This is a genomic window from Polaromonas sp. OV174 (assembly GCF_900112285.1).
Taxonomy (GTDB): domain Bacteria; phylum Pseudomonadota; class Gammaproteobacteria; order Burkholderiales; family Burkholderiaceae_C; genus Polaromonas.
Genome location: NZ_FOKZ01000001.1, coordinates 226,093 through 242,195 on the forward strand (window position 1 = coordinate 226,093; position 16,103 = coordinate 242,195).

The 16,103-nt window shown below is 63.9% G+C and carries 14 protein-coding genes; 7 read left to right on the top strand and 7 right to left on the bottom strand.

Features of this window, described 5'->3' with window-relative positions; genetic code table 11:
- Position 1: 1 nt before the first annotated feature.
- The 7 genes from BM160_RS01110 to BM160_RS01135 all read left to right on the top strand — a co-directional run bounded on the left by BM160_RS01110 (position 2) and on the right by BM160_RS01135 (position 8,920).
- Positions 2-1,063: a TAXI family TRAP transporter solute-binding subunit gene (locus BM160_RS01110; RefSeq protein ID WP_091999053.1), complete on the top strand. Its 1,062-nt coding sequence runs from the start codon at positions 2-4 to the stop codon at positions 1,061-1,063.
- A gap of 127 nt (positions 1,064-1,190) precedes the next feature.
- Positions 1,191-1,697 carry a GNAT family N-acetyltransferase gene (locus BM160_RS01115; protein WP_091999057.1) on the top strand — a complete coding sequence of 169 codons (507 nt, stop codon included), beginning with the start codon at positions 1,191-1,193 and terminating at the stop codon, positions 1,695-1,697.
- A gap of 562 nt (positions 1,698-2,259) precedes the next feature.
- On the top strand, positions 2,260-2,739 hold the full coding sequence (locus tag BM160_RS01120) for a VOC family protein (protein WP_091999060.1): 480 nt from the start codon (positions 2,260-2,262) through the stop codon (positions 2,737-2,739).
- Positions 2,740-2,890: 151 nt separating this feature from the next.
- Positions 2,891-4,702, top strand: a complete 1,812-nt coding sequence (locus BM160_RS01125; protein WP_218156570.1) for an NADH-ubiquinone oxidoreductase-F iron-sulfur binding region domain-containing protein — start codon at positions 2,891-2,893, stop codon at positions 4,700-4,702.
- The gene (fdhF, locus tag BM160_RS01130) at positions 4,699-7,572 is read left to right on the top strand and encodes a formate dehydrogenase subunit alpha (protein WP_091999063.1); all 2,874 of its coding nucleotides are present in this window, start codon (positions 4,699-4,701) and stop codon (positions 7,570-7,572) included. The genes BM160_RS01125 and fdhF overlap by 4 nt, the downstream gene beginning before the upstream one ends.
- Before the next feature lie 338 nt (positions 7,573-7,910).
- A complete protein-coding gene (locus BM160_RS22840; protein ID WP_255368520.1) occupies positions 7,911-8,042 on the top strand; it encodes a hypothetical protein in 132 nt (43 codons plus the stop codon).
- A gap of 5 nt (positions 8,043-8,047) precedes the next feature.
- On the top strand, positions 8,048-8,920 hold the full coding sequence (locus tag BM160_RS01135) for a hypothetical protein (RefSeq protein ID WP_091999066.1): 873 nt from the start codon (positions 8,048-8,050) through the stop codon (positions 8,918-8,920).
- 74 nt (positions 8,921-8,994) lie between these two features.
- On the opposite strand, the gene hutG is transcribed toward BM160_RS01135, so the two are convergent.
- The 7 genes from hutG to BM160_RS01175 form a co-directional block, all read right to left on the bottom strand.
- Complete coding sequence (gene hutG, locus BM160_RS01140) at positions 8,995-9,813, bottom strand: N-formylglutamate deformylase (protein WP_091999069.1); 819 nt, start codon at positions 9,811-9,813, stop codon at positions 8,995-8,997.
- A 16-nt stretch (positions 9,814-9,829) separates the two neighbouring features.
- On the bottom strand, positions 9,830-11,215 hold the full coding sequence (locus BM160_RS01145; RefSeq protein WP_091999072.1) for a formimidoylglutamate deiminase: 1,386 nt from the start codon (positions 11,213-11,215) through the stop codon (positions 9,830-9,832).
- Positions 11,216-11,846: 631 nt separating this feature from the next.
- On the bottom strand, positions 11,847-13,094 hold the full coding sequence (hutI, locus tag BM160_RS01155; RefSeq protein WP_091999075.1) for an imidazolonepropionase: 1,248 nt from the start codon (positions 13,092-13,094) through the stop codon (positions 11,847-11,849).
- Between the two features lie 89 nt (positions 13,095-13,183).
- Positions 13,184-13,765, bottom strand: coding sequence for a HutD/Ves family protein (locus tag BM160_RS01160; protein WP_091999079.1), 582 nt, complete (start codon positions 13,763-13,765; stop codon positions 13,184-13,186).
- A 16-nt stretch (positions 13,766-13,781) separates the two neighbouring features.
- The gene (locus tag BM160_RS01165; protein ID WP_091999083.1) at positions 13,782-14,624 is read right to left on the bottom strand and encodes a phytanoyl-CoA dioxygenase family protein; all 843 of its coding nucleotides are present in this window, start codon (positions 14,622-14,624) and stop codon (positions 13,782-13,784) included.
- A gap of 36 nt (positions 14,625-14,660) precedes the next feature.
- Positions 14,661-15,437: an amino acid ABC transporter ATP-binding protein gene (locus BM160_RS01170; RefSeq protein ID WP_091999086.1), complete on the bottom strand. Its 777-nt coding sequence runs from the start codon at positions 15,435-15,437 to the stop codon at positions 14,661-14,663.
- Positions 15,434-16,102: an amino acid ABC transporter permease gene (locus BM160_RS01175; protein WP_091999088.1), complete on the bottom strand. Its 669-nt coding sequence runs from the start codon at positions 16,100-16,102 to the stop codon at positions 15,434-15,436. The genes BM160_RS01170 and BM160_RS01175 overlap by 4 nt, the downstream gene beginning before the upstream one ends.
- Between the last annotated feature and the right edge of the window lies 1 nt (position 16,103).

Genomic DNA, 16,103 nt, shown 5'->3' on the forward strand with positions numbered 1-16,103 from the left:
TATGAAAAACCTCATATTGAGCACGCTGCTGATGGCGGGGATGCTCTGCCACGCCCCGGCAGCGGTCGCTGCGGTGGAATACAAAATCGTCACCGCTTCCGCGCGGGGAACCTATATCAAGATCGGGCAGGATCTTGCTCAGTTTGTGGCGCCGTCGGCGGACATCAAGCTCGACGCTCAGCCGTCGGCCGGATCGGCGGAAAATGTCAGGCGCCTGCGCTACGAGCCGGGCGTCAAACTGGCCTTGGTGCAGTCAGACGTCTACCAGTCCTTTCTCGACATCGCCGCTGGCGGCAACGCGGAGGCCAGAGCCATGATCCGGCCGCTGCGGGTGATCATGCCGCTCTATAACGAGGAGATCTACTTCATCGTGCGGGCCGATTCGGAGCGTAACTTTATCCACGAGATCAAGAATGCAAGGATCAATGCGGGCGAGTCAGGAAGCGGCACGGCGCTGACGTCGGCAACGCTTTACCGCCTGATGTTTGGCGAGCCCATGCCGGACGCCAAGGCGAGCTTTCTTTCCAACGAAGAGGCGCTGGCCAAACTGGTGACGGACAAGACGATTGACGTGGTCGCCGTCGTCGCCGGTCAACCCGCCAAACTGCTGGTTGACATGAAGCCCGAGTCGCGCAAATTGATCAAGCTGCTCAAGTTTGACCCCAACCATGCCTCCAGCGAAGCGGCGCTCAAGACCTATTTTGCAGCCACTGTGCGTGCCAGCAATTACCCCAACCTGCTGACGGCGGATCTCCCGGGGCTGGCCGTCAAGGCCTTTCTCGTCACCTACGATTTCCAGCTGAAGGACACCGAGAGCCACCTGCGGAATTTGGCGCGTTCGCTGTGCCAGAACTTCCAGTCTCTGCAGGAAAAAGGACACCCGAAGTGGCGTGAGGTTGAGCTGGCGCTGCCCGATCTCGGTCGCGGATGGTTCTACTATGCCCCGACGGCGCGTGAGATCCGCGCCTGCATCGCAGGAGAAACCAAGCCGGGAACACCGGTGAAGTCACCAGCGGTGAAGGCCTGTCCGCAGCAGGAACGGATTCTTGGTCTGTGCAAATAGGCTGGCGCAGGATTGTCGGCTGACGCCACTCGCCGGCAAGCGGGGCGGATTCAATCGGTTTATGCCCAGCCAGAATCCGACAAAGCCACAATCTACGGCCATGGTCAACCCGCAGCAAAGGAATTCAATGAACATCGAGATTCGAAAAGAGGTGGCTAATGACGTGGAAGCCATAGACGCCGTGACGACCGCAGCATTCTTGGCCGTGCCCCATACAGACCATACCGAGCAATTCATCGTCAAGGCACTGCGCAAGGCCGGAAAATTGACGATCTCTCTGGTCGCAGAGGTTGGTGAGGTGGTTGTTGGCCATGTGGCCGTATCGCCGGTCTCCATCTCGGACGGGACTTCGGGCTGGTACGGTCTCGGCCCCATTTCAGTGACGCCGGCTTATCAAGGCCAAGGGGTCGGTTCACGCCTCATGGGCGAAGCCCTGCGCGCGCTGCGCGAAAGCGGAGCCTCGGGTTGCGTCGTTCTCGGCGAGCCTGGCTATTACGGCCGTTTCGGCTTTCGGGCTGAGTCCGGCCTTGTCCTCCCGAACGTTCCACCCGAGTACTTCCAGGCCCTGTCTTTCGGCGCCGCCATGCCATGCGGCACGGTCTCCTACGACGAGTCGTTCAGCGCGCAGGCCTGACGAGGGTCAGAATATGGCGATGTGCGTGTGCGGGTACTCGTCAGCGGTGGCTTTCTGGATGTTGAATATTCATGGTTGACTCGCCAGTCAACGGTCGGTCGGGACGGCCAATAATGGTCCCGAAGTCGCCTTTGGTTCATCTCTCGAACCATCCAAGCGTTACCGTCAGTGATTCGGATTGCAAAAAATCCATCATCGGCGCGGCTTCTGAATGCACTGCGCGAGGTGCCTAAAAACTACATCGGGATGCGCGGAGATAAACACCCAAGTCTCCTCAAAATTGATTCCCTCCTCAAAGCAGAGCTTTCGAAATTCTTCTTTGTTCCAGCTTCTGCGTCTGGGGCTGTAGTCCCGCCGACGAGGTAATGGGTAACTTGGCCTACGGTATTGAGAGTTCGCCCATGGTTGCTCGCGTCCTGCGTCGATCCCGACCTGAGGAGCATCGGCGAATCCTTACAACAGCATCAGTCCCATCCCACAAACCGAGGCCCCGCGATGCGTACGATTGGAGTTGTTTGGACAATGGCGAATGCCGGGTGCTCAACTCTGTAGGAGATACGAAATGACGAGCAAGAACACAATCTGTCTGTGGTACGAGCGCGACGCCTTTGACGCCGCCAACTTTTATGCCGAAACCTTCCCCGACAGCGCTGTCGGCGCCATCCTCCGCGCACCGGGCGACTATCCCGATGGCAAGCAGGGCGATGTCCTGACGGTCGAGTTCACCGTCGCCGGCATCCCCTGCATCGGGCTGAACGGTGGCCCCCACTTCAAGCACAGCGAAGCCTTTTCTTTTCAAATCGCGACCGACGACCAGGCCGAAACCGACCGCTTGTGGAACGCCATCGTCAGCAATGGCGGGCAGGAAAGCGAGTGCGGCTGGTGCAAGGACCGGTGGGGATTGTCATGGCAGATTACCCCGCGCGTCCTCACCGCGGCGATAGCCGGCCCCGATCATGCGGCGGCCAAGCGCGCTTTCGACGCAATGATGACCATGAAAAAGATCGACATCGCCGCGATAGAGGCGGCACGCCTGGGGTGACCGGTCTGGAGCCGGCAGTTTCGCTATTCGACAGCCAAGAGTCAGTCTTAAGCGCTCCTCCTGAACCCGCCCTCCACATTCACAGCTTGAATCTGCCCATACAGCGATTCAATTTGACGCCGACCGCGCGGACGGCGACAGTGCGTTGATGATGCATCCCAGCCAGGCGCCTGAAATCAGGCCTATAGCCATTGCCACCCTCGATGAAATGCGCGAGCGTATCCGCCGCAAAAGCCGGCTCAAGGGCCGCCAGGCCGATGACGCCTCGATAACCGAAGTCCGCGCGCTGATAGGCTTGAAGCCTGAAGCCGGTCACCGGCGCGACCTGCTGATAGAGCACCTGCACAAGCTCAACGACGCTTACCGCTGCCTGCACGACCGCCACCTGGTGGCGCTGGCCAAGGAGATGAACATCCCCATGGCCGAGGTCTATGAGGTCGCCACCTTCTATCACCACTTTGAAGTCGTCAAGGGTGATGAGGCCGTGCCCGGCCTGACGGTGCGCGTCTGTGACGGGCTGAGCTGTGAGCTGGCCGGTGCACAGGATTTGCTGGCGCGCTTGCCGGCCTTGCTGGGCAACGCGGATGTGCGCGTCATCGCCTCCCCCTGCATAGGCCGCTGCGAGCAGGCACCGGCGGCGCTGGTGCAGCAGCGCGCCGTGCCCTTTGCCACGCTTGAAACCCTTGTTTATGAAGCAAATAGGCCTCTAGCCCAGGTGGGTAATGCGCAGGAAGCTATTAATTTCGTAGCGTCAGAGTGGGCGGAGAAAAGCCTGCCGGACGCGGCCGGGCAGGGCGCGCCAGCCTACACCGATTACGACAGCTACCGCGCCCACGGCGGCTACGCCCTGGCGGCCGCCGTCGTCAATGGCGAGGAAGAGGCCGAGACCATCCTCAAGGCCATGGAAGATTCCGGCCTGCGCGGACTCGGTGGTGCAGGATTTCCCGCCGGGCGCAAATGGCGCATCGTGCGCGATCAGCCTGCGCCGCGCCTGATGGCGGTGAACATCGACGAGGGCGAGCCCGGCACCTTCAAGGACCGCGTTTACCTGGAGCGCGATCCGCACCGCTTTCTGGAGGGCCTGCTGGTGGCCGCGCAGGTGGTGGGCGTGCAGGCCTGCTACATCTATCTGCGCGATGAATACCACGACTGCCGCGCCATGCTGCAAGCCGAAATCGCCAAGCTGCAGGCCAACCCGCCCTGTCATTTGCCGCTGATAGAGCTGCGCCGCGGCGCCGGCGCCTACATTTGCGGCGAAGAGTCCGCCATGATTGAAAGCATTGAGGGAAAACGCGGCGAGCCGCGCATGCGCCCGCCCTACATCGCCCAGGTGGGGCTGTTTGGCCGTCCTACGCTGGAGCACAATTTCGAGACCCTGTACTGGGTGCGCGACATCGTCGAAAAAGGCCCGCAGTGGTTTAGCGGCTTTGGCCGCAACGGCCGCAAGGGGCTGCGCAGTTTTAGCGTCAGCGGCCGCGTGAAAAACCCGGGCGTGAAACTGGCGCCGGCCGGTATCACCCTGCTGGAACTGGTCGACGAATACTGCGGCGGCATGCAGGACGGCCACACGCTGTATGCCTACCTGCCTGGCGGCGCATCGGGCGGCATCTTTCCTGCGAGCCACGCCAACGTGCCCTTGGACTTCGACACCTTGCAGCCGCATGGCGGCTTCATAGGCTCGGCCGCTGTGATCGTGCTGGGCCAGCAGGACAAGGCGCGCGACGCGGCCTTGAACATGATGCGCTTCTTCGCGCACGAAAGCTGCGGCCAGTGCACGCCCTGCCGCGTCGGCACGGCCAAGGCCGCCGGCCTCATGGAAACCGCTGTGTGGGACAACGACACGCTGGAAGACCTCAACATCGTAATGACAGACGCCTCCATCTGCGGCCTGGGACAGGCCGCGCCGAATCCGGTGCGTTGCGTCCAAAAATATTTCGCGCATGAGATTGGAGCTGCCGCATGAACGCGCCCGCCAAACTGATTGAGGTCTTGCCCCAAACCATTGAGTTCACGCTCGACGGCAAAACCATTGACGCCTACGAAGGCGAAACCATTTTCAAGGCCGCCCAGCGCCACGGCGTGGACATTCCCCACCTTTGCTACAAGGACGGCTTGCGCCCCGACGGTAATTGCCGCGCCTGCGTGGTGGAGATCAAGGGTGAGCGCACGCTGGCGCCCAGCTGCTGCCGCAGCGTCAGCGCCGGCATGGAGGTGCAGGCCGGCAGCGAGCGCGCTCTCAAGAGCCAGAAGATGGTGCTGGAGCTATTGCTCTCCGACATGCCCGACACCGGCTACAAGTGGAACGAGCAAGACGAATCGTTGCAGCATGGCGAATTGAGCGAATGGGCGGACCGCATGGACGTGGCCGTGCGGCCCGAACTCAAGGCCTTGCGGCGCGAGCAGCCGAAAGCCGATGTCTCGCATCCGGCCATGGCCGTCAACCTGGACGCCTGCATACAGTGCAATCGCTGCGTGCGCGCTTGTCGCGAGGAACAGGTCAACGATGTGATCGGTTTCGCCCTGCGCGGCGCGCACAGCGAGATCGTGTTTGACCTGAACGACCCCATGGGCGACAGCACTTGCGTGGCCTGCGGCGAATGCGTGCAGGCCTGCCCCACCGGCGCGCTGATGCCCAAAACGCAAATTGGCTCGCAGGTTGTCGACAAGAAGGTTGATTCGGTCTGCCCCTTCTGCGGCGTCGGTTGCCTGCTCACTTACAACGTGAAGGACAACAAAATAGTCAGCGTCGATGGTCGCGATGGCCCGGCCAACCACAGCCGCCTATGCGTCAAGGGCCGCTTCGGTTTTGACTACGCCCACAGCCCGCAGCGTCTGACCAAGCCTTTGATACGCAGGGCCGGCGTGGCCAAAGACCCCGAGGCCTTGCAGCATCTCAATCGTGACACGGCCGACTGGTCGGACGTGTTCCGCGAAGCGACCTGGGAAGAGGCGCTGGCGTTGAGCGGCGATACGCTCAAAGGCCTGCGCGACACGCACGGCAAAAAAACGCTGGCCGGCTTTGGTTCGGCCAAGGGCAGCAACGAAGAGGCTTATTTGTTCCAGAAGCTGGTGCGCACCGGCTTTGGCAGCAACAACGTCGACCATTGCACCCGGCTGTGTCACGCCTCCAGCGTGGCGGCCTTGCTGGAGGGCGTGGGCTCGGGCGCGGTCAGCAACCAGGTCAACGACGTGGCGCATGCGGGATTGATTTTTGTCATAGGTTCGAACCCGACGGCCAACCATCCGGTAGCCGCCACCTGGATGAAAAACGCCGCCAAGAACGGCGCCAAGATCGTGCTAGCCGACCCGCGCATCACCGACATCGGCAAACATGCCTGGCGCACCTTGCAGTTCAAGGCCGACACGGATGTGGCCATGCTTAACGCGCTGATTTACACGGTGATTGACGAAGGCCTGGTGGACCAGGACTTCATCGCCAAACGCGCCAGCAACTTCGAAGCCTTGAAGGAGAACGTTAAGGGCTATAGCCCCGAGGCCATGGCGCCGATTTGCGGCATTCCGGCAGCAACGCTGCGCGAGGTGGCGCGTGAATTCGCCAAGGCCAAGGGCGCGATGATTCTGTGGGGCATGGGCGTGAGCCAGCATGTGCACGGCACCGACAATGCGCGCTGCCTGATTGCCCTGAGCACGGTGACCGGGCAGATCGGCAAGCCCGGCTCCGGCCTGCACCCGCTGCGCGGCCAGAACAATGTGCAGGGCGCCAGCGACGCTGGCCTGATCCCCATGATGTTCCCCAACTACCAGCGCGTGGACAACCAGGGCGTGCATGCCTGGTTCGAGGACTTTTGGCAAACCCCTTTGGATGATCAGCCCGGCTACACCGTGGTGGAAATCATGCACAAGATACTGGCGCCAGAAAGCGACCCGCACAAGATTCGCGGCATGTACATCATGGGCGAGAACCCGGCCATGAGCGACCCGGATCTGAACCATGCGCGCCATGCGCTGGCCAGTCTGGAGCATCTGGTGGTGCAGGACATTTTCATGACCGAAACCGCCTGGCTCGCCGATGTGGTGCTGCCGGCCACGGCCTGGCCGGAGAAGACCGGCACGGTCAGCAACACCGACCGCATGGTGCAACTAGGCCAGCAGGCCGTGACGCCGCCGGGCGACGCCAAGCCTGACTTGTGGATCATCCAGCAGCTCGCACAACGGATGGGCTTGAACTGGAACTACGCCGGCGAACACAGCGGCGTGGCGGCGGTGTATGAGGAAATGCGCCAGGCCATGCATGCCGTGATTTCGGGCATCAGCTGGGAGCGGCTGCAGCGTGAATCCAGCGTGACCTACCCCTGCCTGAGTGCCGATGATCCGGGCGCGCCAACGGTGTTCATGGAGCGCTTTGACACCGCCGACGGGCGTGTCAAGCTGGTGCCGGCCGACATCATTCCAGCTAATGAGCGGCCCGATGCCGACTTCCCCTTTGTGCTCATCACCGGGCGCCAGCTGGAGCATTGGCACACCGGCAGCATGACGCGGCGTTCCGAGGTGCTCGATGCCATCGAGCCCATGGCCACCGCCTCCATGTGTGGGGCCGATCTGCTCAGGCTGGGCCTGGCTGCGGGTGACGTGATCACGGTGCAATCGCGCCGGGGCGAGGTGGCGCTTCATATTCGGCGCGATGACGGCACGCCTCAGGGCGCGGTCTTCATTCCTTTTGCTTACTACGAGGCGGCGGCCAATCTGATGACCAATGCGGCGCTGGATCCCTTCGGCAAGATTCCGGAATTCAAGTACTGCGCGGTGGCCGTGCGGCCCGGCGGCCAGCCTGCCGTGGTGGCTGGCTATGGCGCAGGTGGGGCGAGAAGCTAGTTTTTCACTGAGGTTTCCCCAGTGGAAAACGGGGTCAAGAATGAGCCGGACTCTGAGCCTGATGCCCGGCTGCTACCATTCACGCCGTTGACAAGCCTTTCATTTCTACCAATGCACTCCCTTTACCCTCCACTTTGCACAGGCGCCAAGCGCAGCCTGGCTGTGGAGCGGCGCGTCGTTGCGGGTGAGATTTGGCCGTACAAGCCGGTCGCACATTCCTCAGCCCGGCGATAACCTTTCTTCTTTTTTGCGCAAACCATTGATCGCCGGGCACCCGCTCAGCGCGATGGCGGCCGTCTGTTGACATCAGATGGGGCCGCTCCCAATGGAGATGCGTGATGTATCCAAATAAACAGGGCGAGCGCGTGCTTGCCGGACTGGACTCGATCAGACTGTCCACACTCGACGGCGCTCAACCCGCCCAGGCCCTAGTCGCCAACTTGAACTCGGCCGACATTGCGCTGGGTTGAAGACGATGGAATTCACAACGAAATTTCTCCGGGCCAAGAGCCCTTGCACCAACGGCTTTCGCTGGTTTGTCCGCAACGTCGAAGACGGCAGCGGCTATCAGCAGGCCCTGGATACGCTGGTCGCTGCCGGGCGTGTCGATGATGCCTGCTGGCTTTTGACGCAGTTTGGTCCCACCAATGAGGTGCTCAGCCTTGACTCGGTGGATGCCGAGGCTCTTGTCTTTGCGGGCACCCTGGAGGTTCGCGGCGGCATCGATGTCGACACCGTCATACACGCCGGGCGATCGATTCGGGCCGGTGGCGGCATACGCGCCGGGCGTGCCATCGTGGCCGGCGAGGATATCCGGGTGGCAGGCAGCATCCACAGCAGCGGAACGCTCAAATCTGGCGGCGGCATCCGGGCCGATTGGGGCATAGAGATTCAGGAGGCCATTCTTTGCGGCGGCGACCTGCGCGCCGCCTGGGATGTGATCTGCCACGGCAAGCTGTCGCTGACGGGCAGCGCCTTTATCGGGCAGGACTTGATCGTCCATGGCCTGGTCGAGTGCGGCAAGGGCCTGAACGCGGGCGGCGCCATCGTCGTCGCTGACAGCCTACGGGTTGGACAGGGCATGCTGGCCGGCGGAGCCATCAGCGGTGGCATGCACCTGGAAGCGGGCTGGGGCATCCGGGCCGGCGAATCCATACACGCCAATGGTTCCATCAAGGCTGGCGAGAGTTTGTCTGCGGGCGACGATATCCGCGCAGGCGATGGCTATGGCGTGTATGCCGGTCTGAACGTGCAGGTCGACTCCTGGGAGTCCAGCGCGCCTGTGATGGCGCAGACAAAGCCGGCCGGCCTGATGAGCGGCTGCTGGGCCGGGCCACGCCTTTTGTAAGGCGGGGCTCTCGATGACTGCAAGCGCTTGGCTGGCCTCACACCGTCAATTGGGTGCTCGGCCGGCTAGCAGATTCACTGCCGGTGGATTGCCGCGAAGCTGAGCACCGCTTCCAGCATGGCGCGCAGATGCGGCTGCAGCGCGGCCGCCCGTTCGGGCAGGTAGTCAAAGGGCATTTGCTCCTGCATATAGCTGCACTGGGTAATTTCGAGCTGGATGGCGTGCACGTTTTGCGCCGGCTGACCGTAGTGGCGCGTGATGTGGCCGCCCTTGAAGCGGCCATTGAGCACGGCCTGGTAGGCCGTCGCCGCCTCGCCTATACCTAGCAGCGTTTGCGCCAGTGCCGGGTCGCAGCTCTCGCCGTTGGCGGTGCCCAGGTTGAGGTCGGGCAGCTTGCCTTCGAAGAAGCGTGGCAGCACCGAGCGTATCGAGTGCGCGTCCCACAGCATGGCGATGCCGTGTACCGATTTGAGGCGTGCCAGTTCGGCGGCCAGTTGCTGGTGGTAGGGCTGCCAGATGGCATCGCGGCGTGCGGCGATCTCCTCGTCGCCGGGCAGGTCGCCGGCGGCGTAAACCGGCCGCTTGTCGAAGGTGTCTACCGGGCACAGGCCGGTGGTGTCCTGACCGGGGTAAAGGTTCTGGTTGTCCGGCGGACGGTTCAGGTCGACCACATAGCGCGAATGCGTCGCCACCAGCACCGAAGCGCCCAGGGCATCGGCAAAGTCATAGAGGCGTTCCAGGTGCCAGTCGGTGTCGTGCACCTGCTGCGCCTCGGGCGTGAAGCGCGCCGCGAGCTCCGGCGGCACATGGGTGCCGACATGCGGCATGGAGATCAGCAAGGGCTGCGTGCCCTGGCGAAAGCGGAAGGCGGGTTCTGCGGTGTGAAATGTCATGGAAAACCTCCTGGGTTCAGGGTGTCAGCAACTGGCTGCGTGCGGCGACAAAGCCGGCCGTTGCCTTGTGGTGAAGAGAGTGGCGGCCCGCCGTGACGCGTGGCTGGCCGGCGGCCCAGACCGCGTCAATCGCGCTGGTTCTGTGGCTGGCGAAGACATGGGCCGACAGCATGTCGGGGGCGCTCAGGCCTTGCAGTGCCGGATGCTGGGCGTCTAGCGCCACCAGGTCGGCCTGCTGGCCAGGCGCCAGCCCGCCAACCGCGCGGCCGGCCGCCTGTGCGCCGCCCTGGACGGCGGCCAACGTCATGGCGCTGGCCACCTGAGGCTGCGCCGGCGTGGCGCTGACATTGCGCTGGCGCGTTGCCAGGCGCTGGCTGTATTCGAGCAGCAGCAGCTCCTCGGCGGCATTGACGCAGATATGGCTGTCTGAGCCTAGGCCCCAGGCGCCACTCGCTGCGGTCCAGACCGGCAGGTCGAAGATGCCGTCGCCCAGGTTGGCTTCGGTGGTCGGGCACAGGCCGGCCACGGCACCGCTGGCAGCGGCCCGCCGATACTCGTCGGCGTCCATGTGCGTGGCATGCACCAGGCACCAGCGCCGGTCAACCGGGGCATGGTCGAGCAGCCAGGCCACCGGGCGCTGGCCGCTCCAGGCGATGCAGCCGTCAACTTCTTGCGTCTGTTCGGCAATGTGAATGTGCACCGGTGCGCTGGCGTCTATGGCATCCAGGCCGGCGAGCGCCTCGCGCAGCGCCTCGGGCGGCACGGCACGCAGCGAATGGGGCGCCAGGCCGAGTCGTGCCGCTTGCGCATCGCACTGCGGCTTGAGGCCTTCGAGCAGCCGCAGCATGGAGTCGGTGGAGCGGATGAAACGGCGCTGGCCTGCGTTGGGCGGCAAGCCGCCAAAGCCGCTGGTCTGGTAGAGCACAGGCAGCAGGGTGATGCCTATGCCAGCGTGCTGGGCCGCGCGCAGCAGCGCCAGCGCCAGCGTGGCGTCGTCGGCATAGGGCTGACCATCGGTGTCGTGGTGGACGTAATGAAATTCGCAGACCGAGGTGTAGCCGGCTTCCAGCATTTCCACGTACAGGCCCAGGGCGATGGCTTCGAGCTGATCGGGGCTCAGTCTGGAGGCAAAGCGGTACATCAGCGTGCGCCAGCTCCAGAAGCTGTCCTGTGCCTCGCCGCGGTATTCGGTCAGGCCGGCGAGGGCGCGTTGGAAGGCATGGGAGTGCAGATTGGGTGTGCCGGGAATGAGCGGGCCTGCTGCTGTTGGCGTTCCTAGGGGCGGTGTTGCCGTGTCGGGCTGGACTTGGGTGAGCTGGCCGGCGTCGTTCCAGGTGAGCAGGACGTTTTGGGCCCAGCCGGTGGGGAGTAGGGCGTTGGGGGCGAAGAGGCTTTTTGTCATGGCTGGTGTTGGTCTGGGGGGCTTTAAAGGGAGTTGCTGGCCGGGAGTCGCCCGGCGGCGAGTAACTTTCTTTTGCTTCGCCAAAAGAAAGTCACCAAAGAAAAGGCGACCCGCAGTCTGGGTCCCTGCGCGTCGCTACGGGCAACCTGCGCTGCTCGACTCCGGCGGGGGTCCGCAGAACTCGCCTGCGGCTCAAACAACTGCGGCCCTGATCCCGCCTCCATCTGTGCTGCTCGGCCCAGCCAGGACGGGTTTGGGGAAAAGAAATCGGAATCGGGGAGCAGAACGCGCAAAGCGCGTTCTGCGTATTTGGCTGTTTGTATTCTTCCCCTAAGCCCTTCTGGTTGCGCCGAGGAGCGCAGGGCCAGGCGGATAAGGGCTGGCACTTGTTTGAGCGCAGCGAGTTTGTGCCAGACCCCGCCTGGACAGAGCACCGCAGGTTGCCCGAAGCGCAGCGTAGGGACGCGGACAGCAGGGTCGCCTTTTGGTGTTCGCATAACTTCGCTGCGCGAAGTGAGCGAACCCCCACTGCGTGAACTTTGCTTACTTTCTTTTGGCGAAGCAAAAGAAAGTGAGTAGCCGCCGGGCGACACCCGGCCCCGGAACTCAAATAAAGAACAGCCAAAAACCATCACCGAATCCACCCCTGCCGAACAACAGTCCGCACTGGCCGCCCACCAAACCAGTAAGCCAGCTCCGCCGCCTCGCGCACATTCCACAGCACAAAGTTGGCCGGCAAGCCGACGGCAATCACCCCATGCGTGTCCTGCAAGCCCAAGGCCCGCGCCGCATGCACCGTCACACCGGCCAGCGCCTCCGGCACCGTCAGGCGGAACAGGGTGCAGGCCATGTTGACCATGAGCAGCAGGCTCAAGGCCGGCGAGGTGCCCGGGTTGTGATCGGTCGAAACGGCCATGGGCACGCCGGCCGCACGCAAAGCTTCAATCGGCGGCAGATGGGTGTCGCGCAGGGTGTAATAGGCGCCTGGCAGCAACACGGCCACGGTGCCGGCGGCGCGCATGGCCTCAATGCCGGCCTGTGGCAGGTGTTCGATGTGGTCGCACGAGAGTGCGCCAAAGCGCGCCGCCAGCTCTGAGCCGCCCATGTCCGAGAGCTGCTCGGCATGCAGCTTGACCGGCAGGCCAAGCGCCTGGGCGGCCTTGAAGACGCGCTCGGTTTCTTCGAGCGAAAAGGCGATGCGCTCGCAGAACACATCGACCGCATCAATCAGCCCTTCGGCGGCCAGCGTCGGCATCATTTCGCGGCAGACCAGGTCGGTGTATTCACTACTACCGTTGGGGCGGCCGGCATATTCGGGTGGCAGCGCATGGGCGCCTAAAAAGGTGGTGCGCACCGTCACGCCATAGGCTTCGCCCAAGCGGCGCGCCACGCGCAGCTGCTTGCGCTCGTGCGCCAAGGCCAGGCCGTAGCCGGACTTGATTTCTATGGCGCAAACGCCCTCGGCCAGCAGGGCTTCCAGCCGTGGCGCGGCACTGGCGAAGAGTTCGTCCTCGCTGGCTTCACGGGTAGCGCGCACGCTGGAGACGATGCCGCCGCCGGCCTTGGTCACTTCCTCGTAGCTGGCGCCGGCCAGGCGCATGGCAAATTCGTTGGCGCGCTGGCCGCCATAGACCAGGTGGGTGTGGCAGTCGATCAGACCGGCCGTGACCAGCGCGCCGCCGCCGTCGTGGCGCGCCAGCCCGGCGTAGGCGGCGGGCAGCGCTGCGGCGTCGCCTATCCAGTGAATCCGGCCCTGCTGCACCACGATGACCGCATTGGCGTCTGCGCCTAGCGTGAACGCTGGCGCGGCACCGGGCGCCAGGCGCAAGCCGGTCCAGAGGCCGTCGGCCGAAGAAAGGGAAGTGGCATCAGAGGTCATGGAGGACTTTGGCTTGCGCGTCGATTGCTATAAATTTAATAGCTTGTCGCGCATATTGGTATTGGGCTACAGGCTTATTTCTTATAAATTCAGGGCTTGGTGAAGCGCACCAGCAGCAGTCGTGCGTCTAGCGCCTCTGGCGTCTCGGGTGCTGGCTGCCAGGCTTGCGGCGTCTCGGTCCAGTAGAGGCCCTCGCCTTCGCGCAAGGCCAGGCCTTGGCCCAGCCGCCAGTTGCCGCGCCAGGCCAGCAGCACGCCCTGAGGCGCAGCCTGGACGGCGCTGGCGGCATCCAATACCCGCAGCTCGGCCCGCCATTGGTCGCGGCGCGCCATCACGTTGAAGTCGCTGGAGGGGCCGCCCAGCAGCGTGCAGTCCACGGCGGCATCGCCGCTGAAGGCGAAGGGCTGCAGCGGCTGGGCTAGCAGGTGATCGATAGACCCGTCGGCTGAGCGCAGACGCACGCCGTCGCCGTCCAGCAGCATGATGCAGCGGTCCACGCTTTCAAAGACCGAGAAGGGGCCGGCGGCGGCAATGCTGGCGATGCTGACGCGCCAGCCGAAGTTGTCCAGCCCGCTGGCCGGCGGCCAGCAGGCGATTTCGCGGGTGCTGCCGCCACCGTTTTTCCAGGGTTGGGCCGGCAGTTCGGCAAGGCTGAAGTGTTGCAGTCTCATGGGGCTAAGGTTTGGCTCAGGCGATCAGTTGCGGGAACAGCGGGTGATCCATGGGCGCGCCGGCCGGCAGCGCCTCGGCCAGACCGGGAAAGTCGGGCGAGGTGGCCCAGCGGCGCGGCGCATGGCGAATGTCGTCGCCCAGAAAGCGCACCGAGAAGACGCGGCGCCGCATGGCGCCTTCGACACTGCCCGCCGCGTGCAGCGTGAGCATGTGAAAACAGACAAAGTCGCCGGGCTCTATGTCCCAGCCCAGGATGGGGAAACGATCGCGCGCGGCTTCGATGTCGGGCAGGTCGGCCAGGCTGCCTTCGGGAAACCATTTGGCCTGGTGGTCCATGAAGGTGCGCGGCATCAGCCAAGGGCCTTTGTGCGAGCCGGCGACGAATTCCAGCGTGGCGGCGCGCGTCACCGGATCGACCGGAATCCACATGCTGACGTTTTGGCTGCCCTCGATGTTGTAGTAGGGCTGGTCCTGGTGCCAGGGCGTGCGCTGGCGCGTGCCGGGCTCCTTGACCAGCAGATGGTCGTGGTACAGGCGCACCGTCTCCGAGGCCATCAGGCGCTGCGCCGCCAGCGCCAGCGGCGTCTCGCGAATAAAGCGTTCGAACTGGGCAATCTGCTGCCAGTTGCAGAAGTCTTCAAAAAAGCGGCCCGGGTCGTCGGGCCGGCTCGCCACCTTGGCGCGCGGGCTGGGCGCCGCCAAGTTGGCTTCTATGCCGTCCCGCAGCAGCGCCACTTCGTCGGCGTTCAAGAGCTGGCGGATGCAAATCGCACCGTCGCGCTGGAAGTCGGCCACCAGCTGATCGCTCAGACGCTCTTGCAGCCGGCGCTGCAAGGCCATGGTGAATGATGGGTTCATGAGCGCCTCCGAAGGGTGTGCCGCAGCAAGCGGCGATCAGGTGCGTGTCAGCACGGCCTGCAAAAAGGAGCGGGTGCGCTCCTGGCTGGGGTTGGTGAAGATGGTTTCGGGCGCGCCGGCTTCTATGATGCCGCCGCCGTCCATCACCACCACCACGTCGCCAACCTCGCGCGCAAAGTCCATCTCGTGGGTGACCACCATCATGGTCATGCCTTCGCTGGCCAGCATCTTCATGACCTGCAGCACCTCGCCCACCAGCTCGGGGTCCAGCGCCGAGGTCGGTTCGTCAAACAGCATGACCTTGGGTTTCATGGCCAGTGCCCGCGCAATCGCCACGCGCTGCTTCTGGCCGCCCGACAGGCTGGCCGGCATGGCATGGGCCTTGTGCGCCAGGCCGACCTTGGCGAGCAGGGCCTGGGCCTCGGTATCGGCCTCGACGCGCGACAGGCCGCGCAGCTTGCGCGGGCCCAGCGAGACGTTGTGCAGCACCGACAGGTGGGGAAACAGGTTGAAGCCCTGAAACACCATGCCGACTTCTTCGCGCAGCGCGTCAAGCTCCTGGTCCGGCAACATGCGGCCGTCCTTGACCAGCATGCGGCCGCAGATCTCGACGCTGCCGCCCTGGGGCTGCTCCAGCCCGTTGCAGCAACGCAAAAAGGTGCTCTTGCCGGAACCGCTGGGGCCTATCACCACCACCACCTGCTGAGGCTGGACATCGAAATCTATGCTCTTGAGCACCACGTGCTCGCCAAAGGCCTTGTGCAGGCCGCGAATACGCACCATGGGCGTGGCGCTGTTGTCTGCCGTTTTCATTGAACCATTCCTCCCGCGCGCAGGCGCAGCTCGATGTGACGCAGCACCAGGGTGGTGGCGCCGGTCAGTATGAAATAAATCACGGCAATCGCCAGGTAGACCTCCAGCGAGCGATAGGACACGCTGATGATTTTTTGTCCTTCGTGCATGACGTCGTGAATGGTCAGCAGTGACACCAGGGCCGAGTTCTTGATCAGTGCAATGAACTCATTGCCCAGCGGCGGAATCATGCGTACCACGGCCTGGGGCAGCACCACGCTACGCATGGCCATGCCCGGCGACATGCCGATGGAGCGCGCCGCTTCCATCTGGCCACGGTCAATCGACTGGATGGCGCCGCGCACCACTTCCGAGACATAGGCCCCGGAATAAAGGCCCAGACCGATCACGCCGCAGAGGAAAGCCGGCAGCAAAAGTCCGAACTGTGGCAGGCCAAAGAACAGAATGAACAGCTGCACCAGCAGCGGCGTGCCGCGTATGGCCGCCACATAGGCAGTGCACAGGCCATAGACCAGGCGCCGCTTGGGGTTGAGCCGGCCAATGCCGATCAGCAAGCCCATCACGCATCCCAGCGCCAGCGAGGCGGCCGTGATTTCCACGGTCACCAGGGCGCCGCGCAGCAAGTCGGGCCAACCGGCCCAGACGGGAGAAAAATCGAGTTCCATC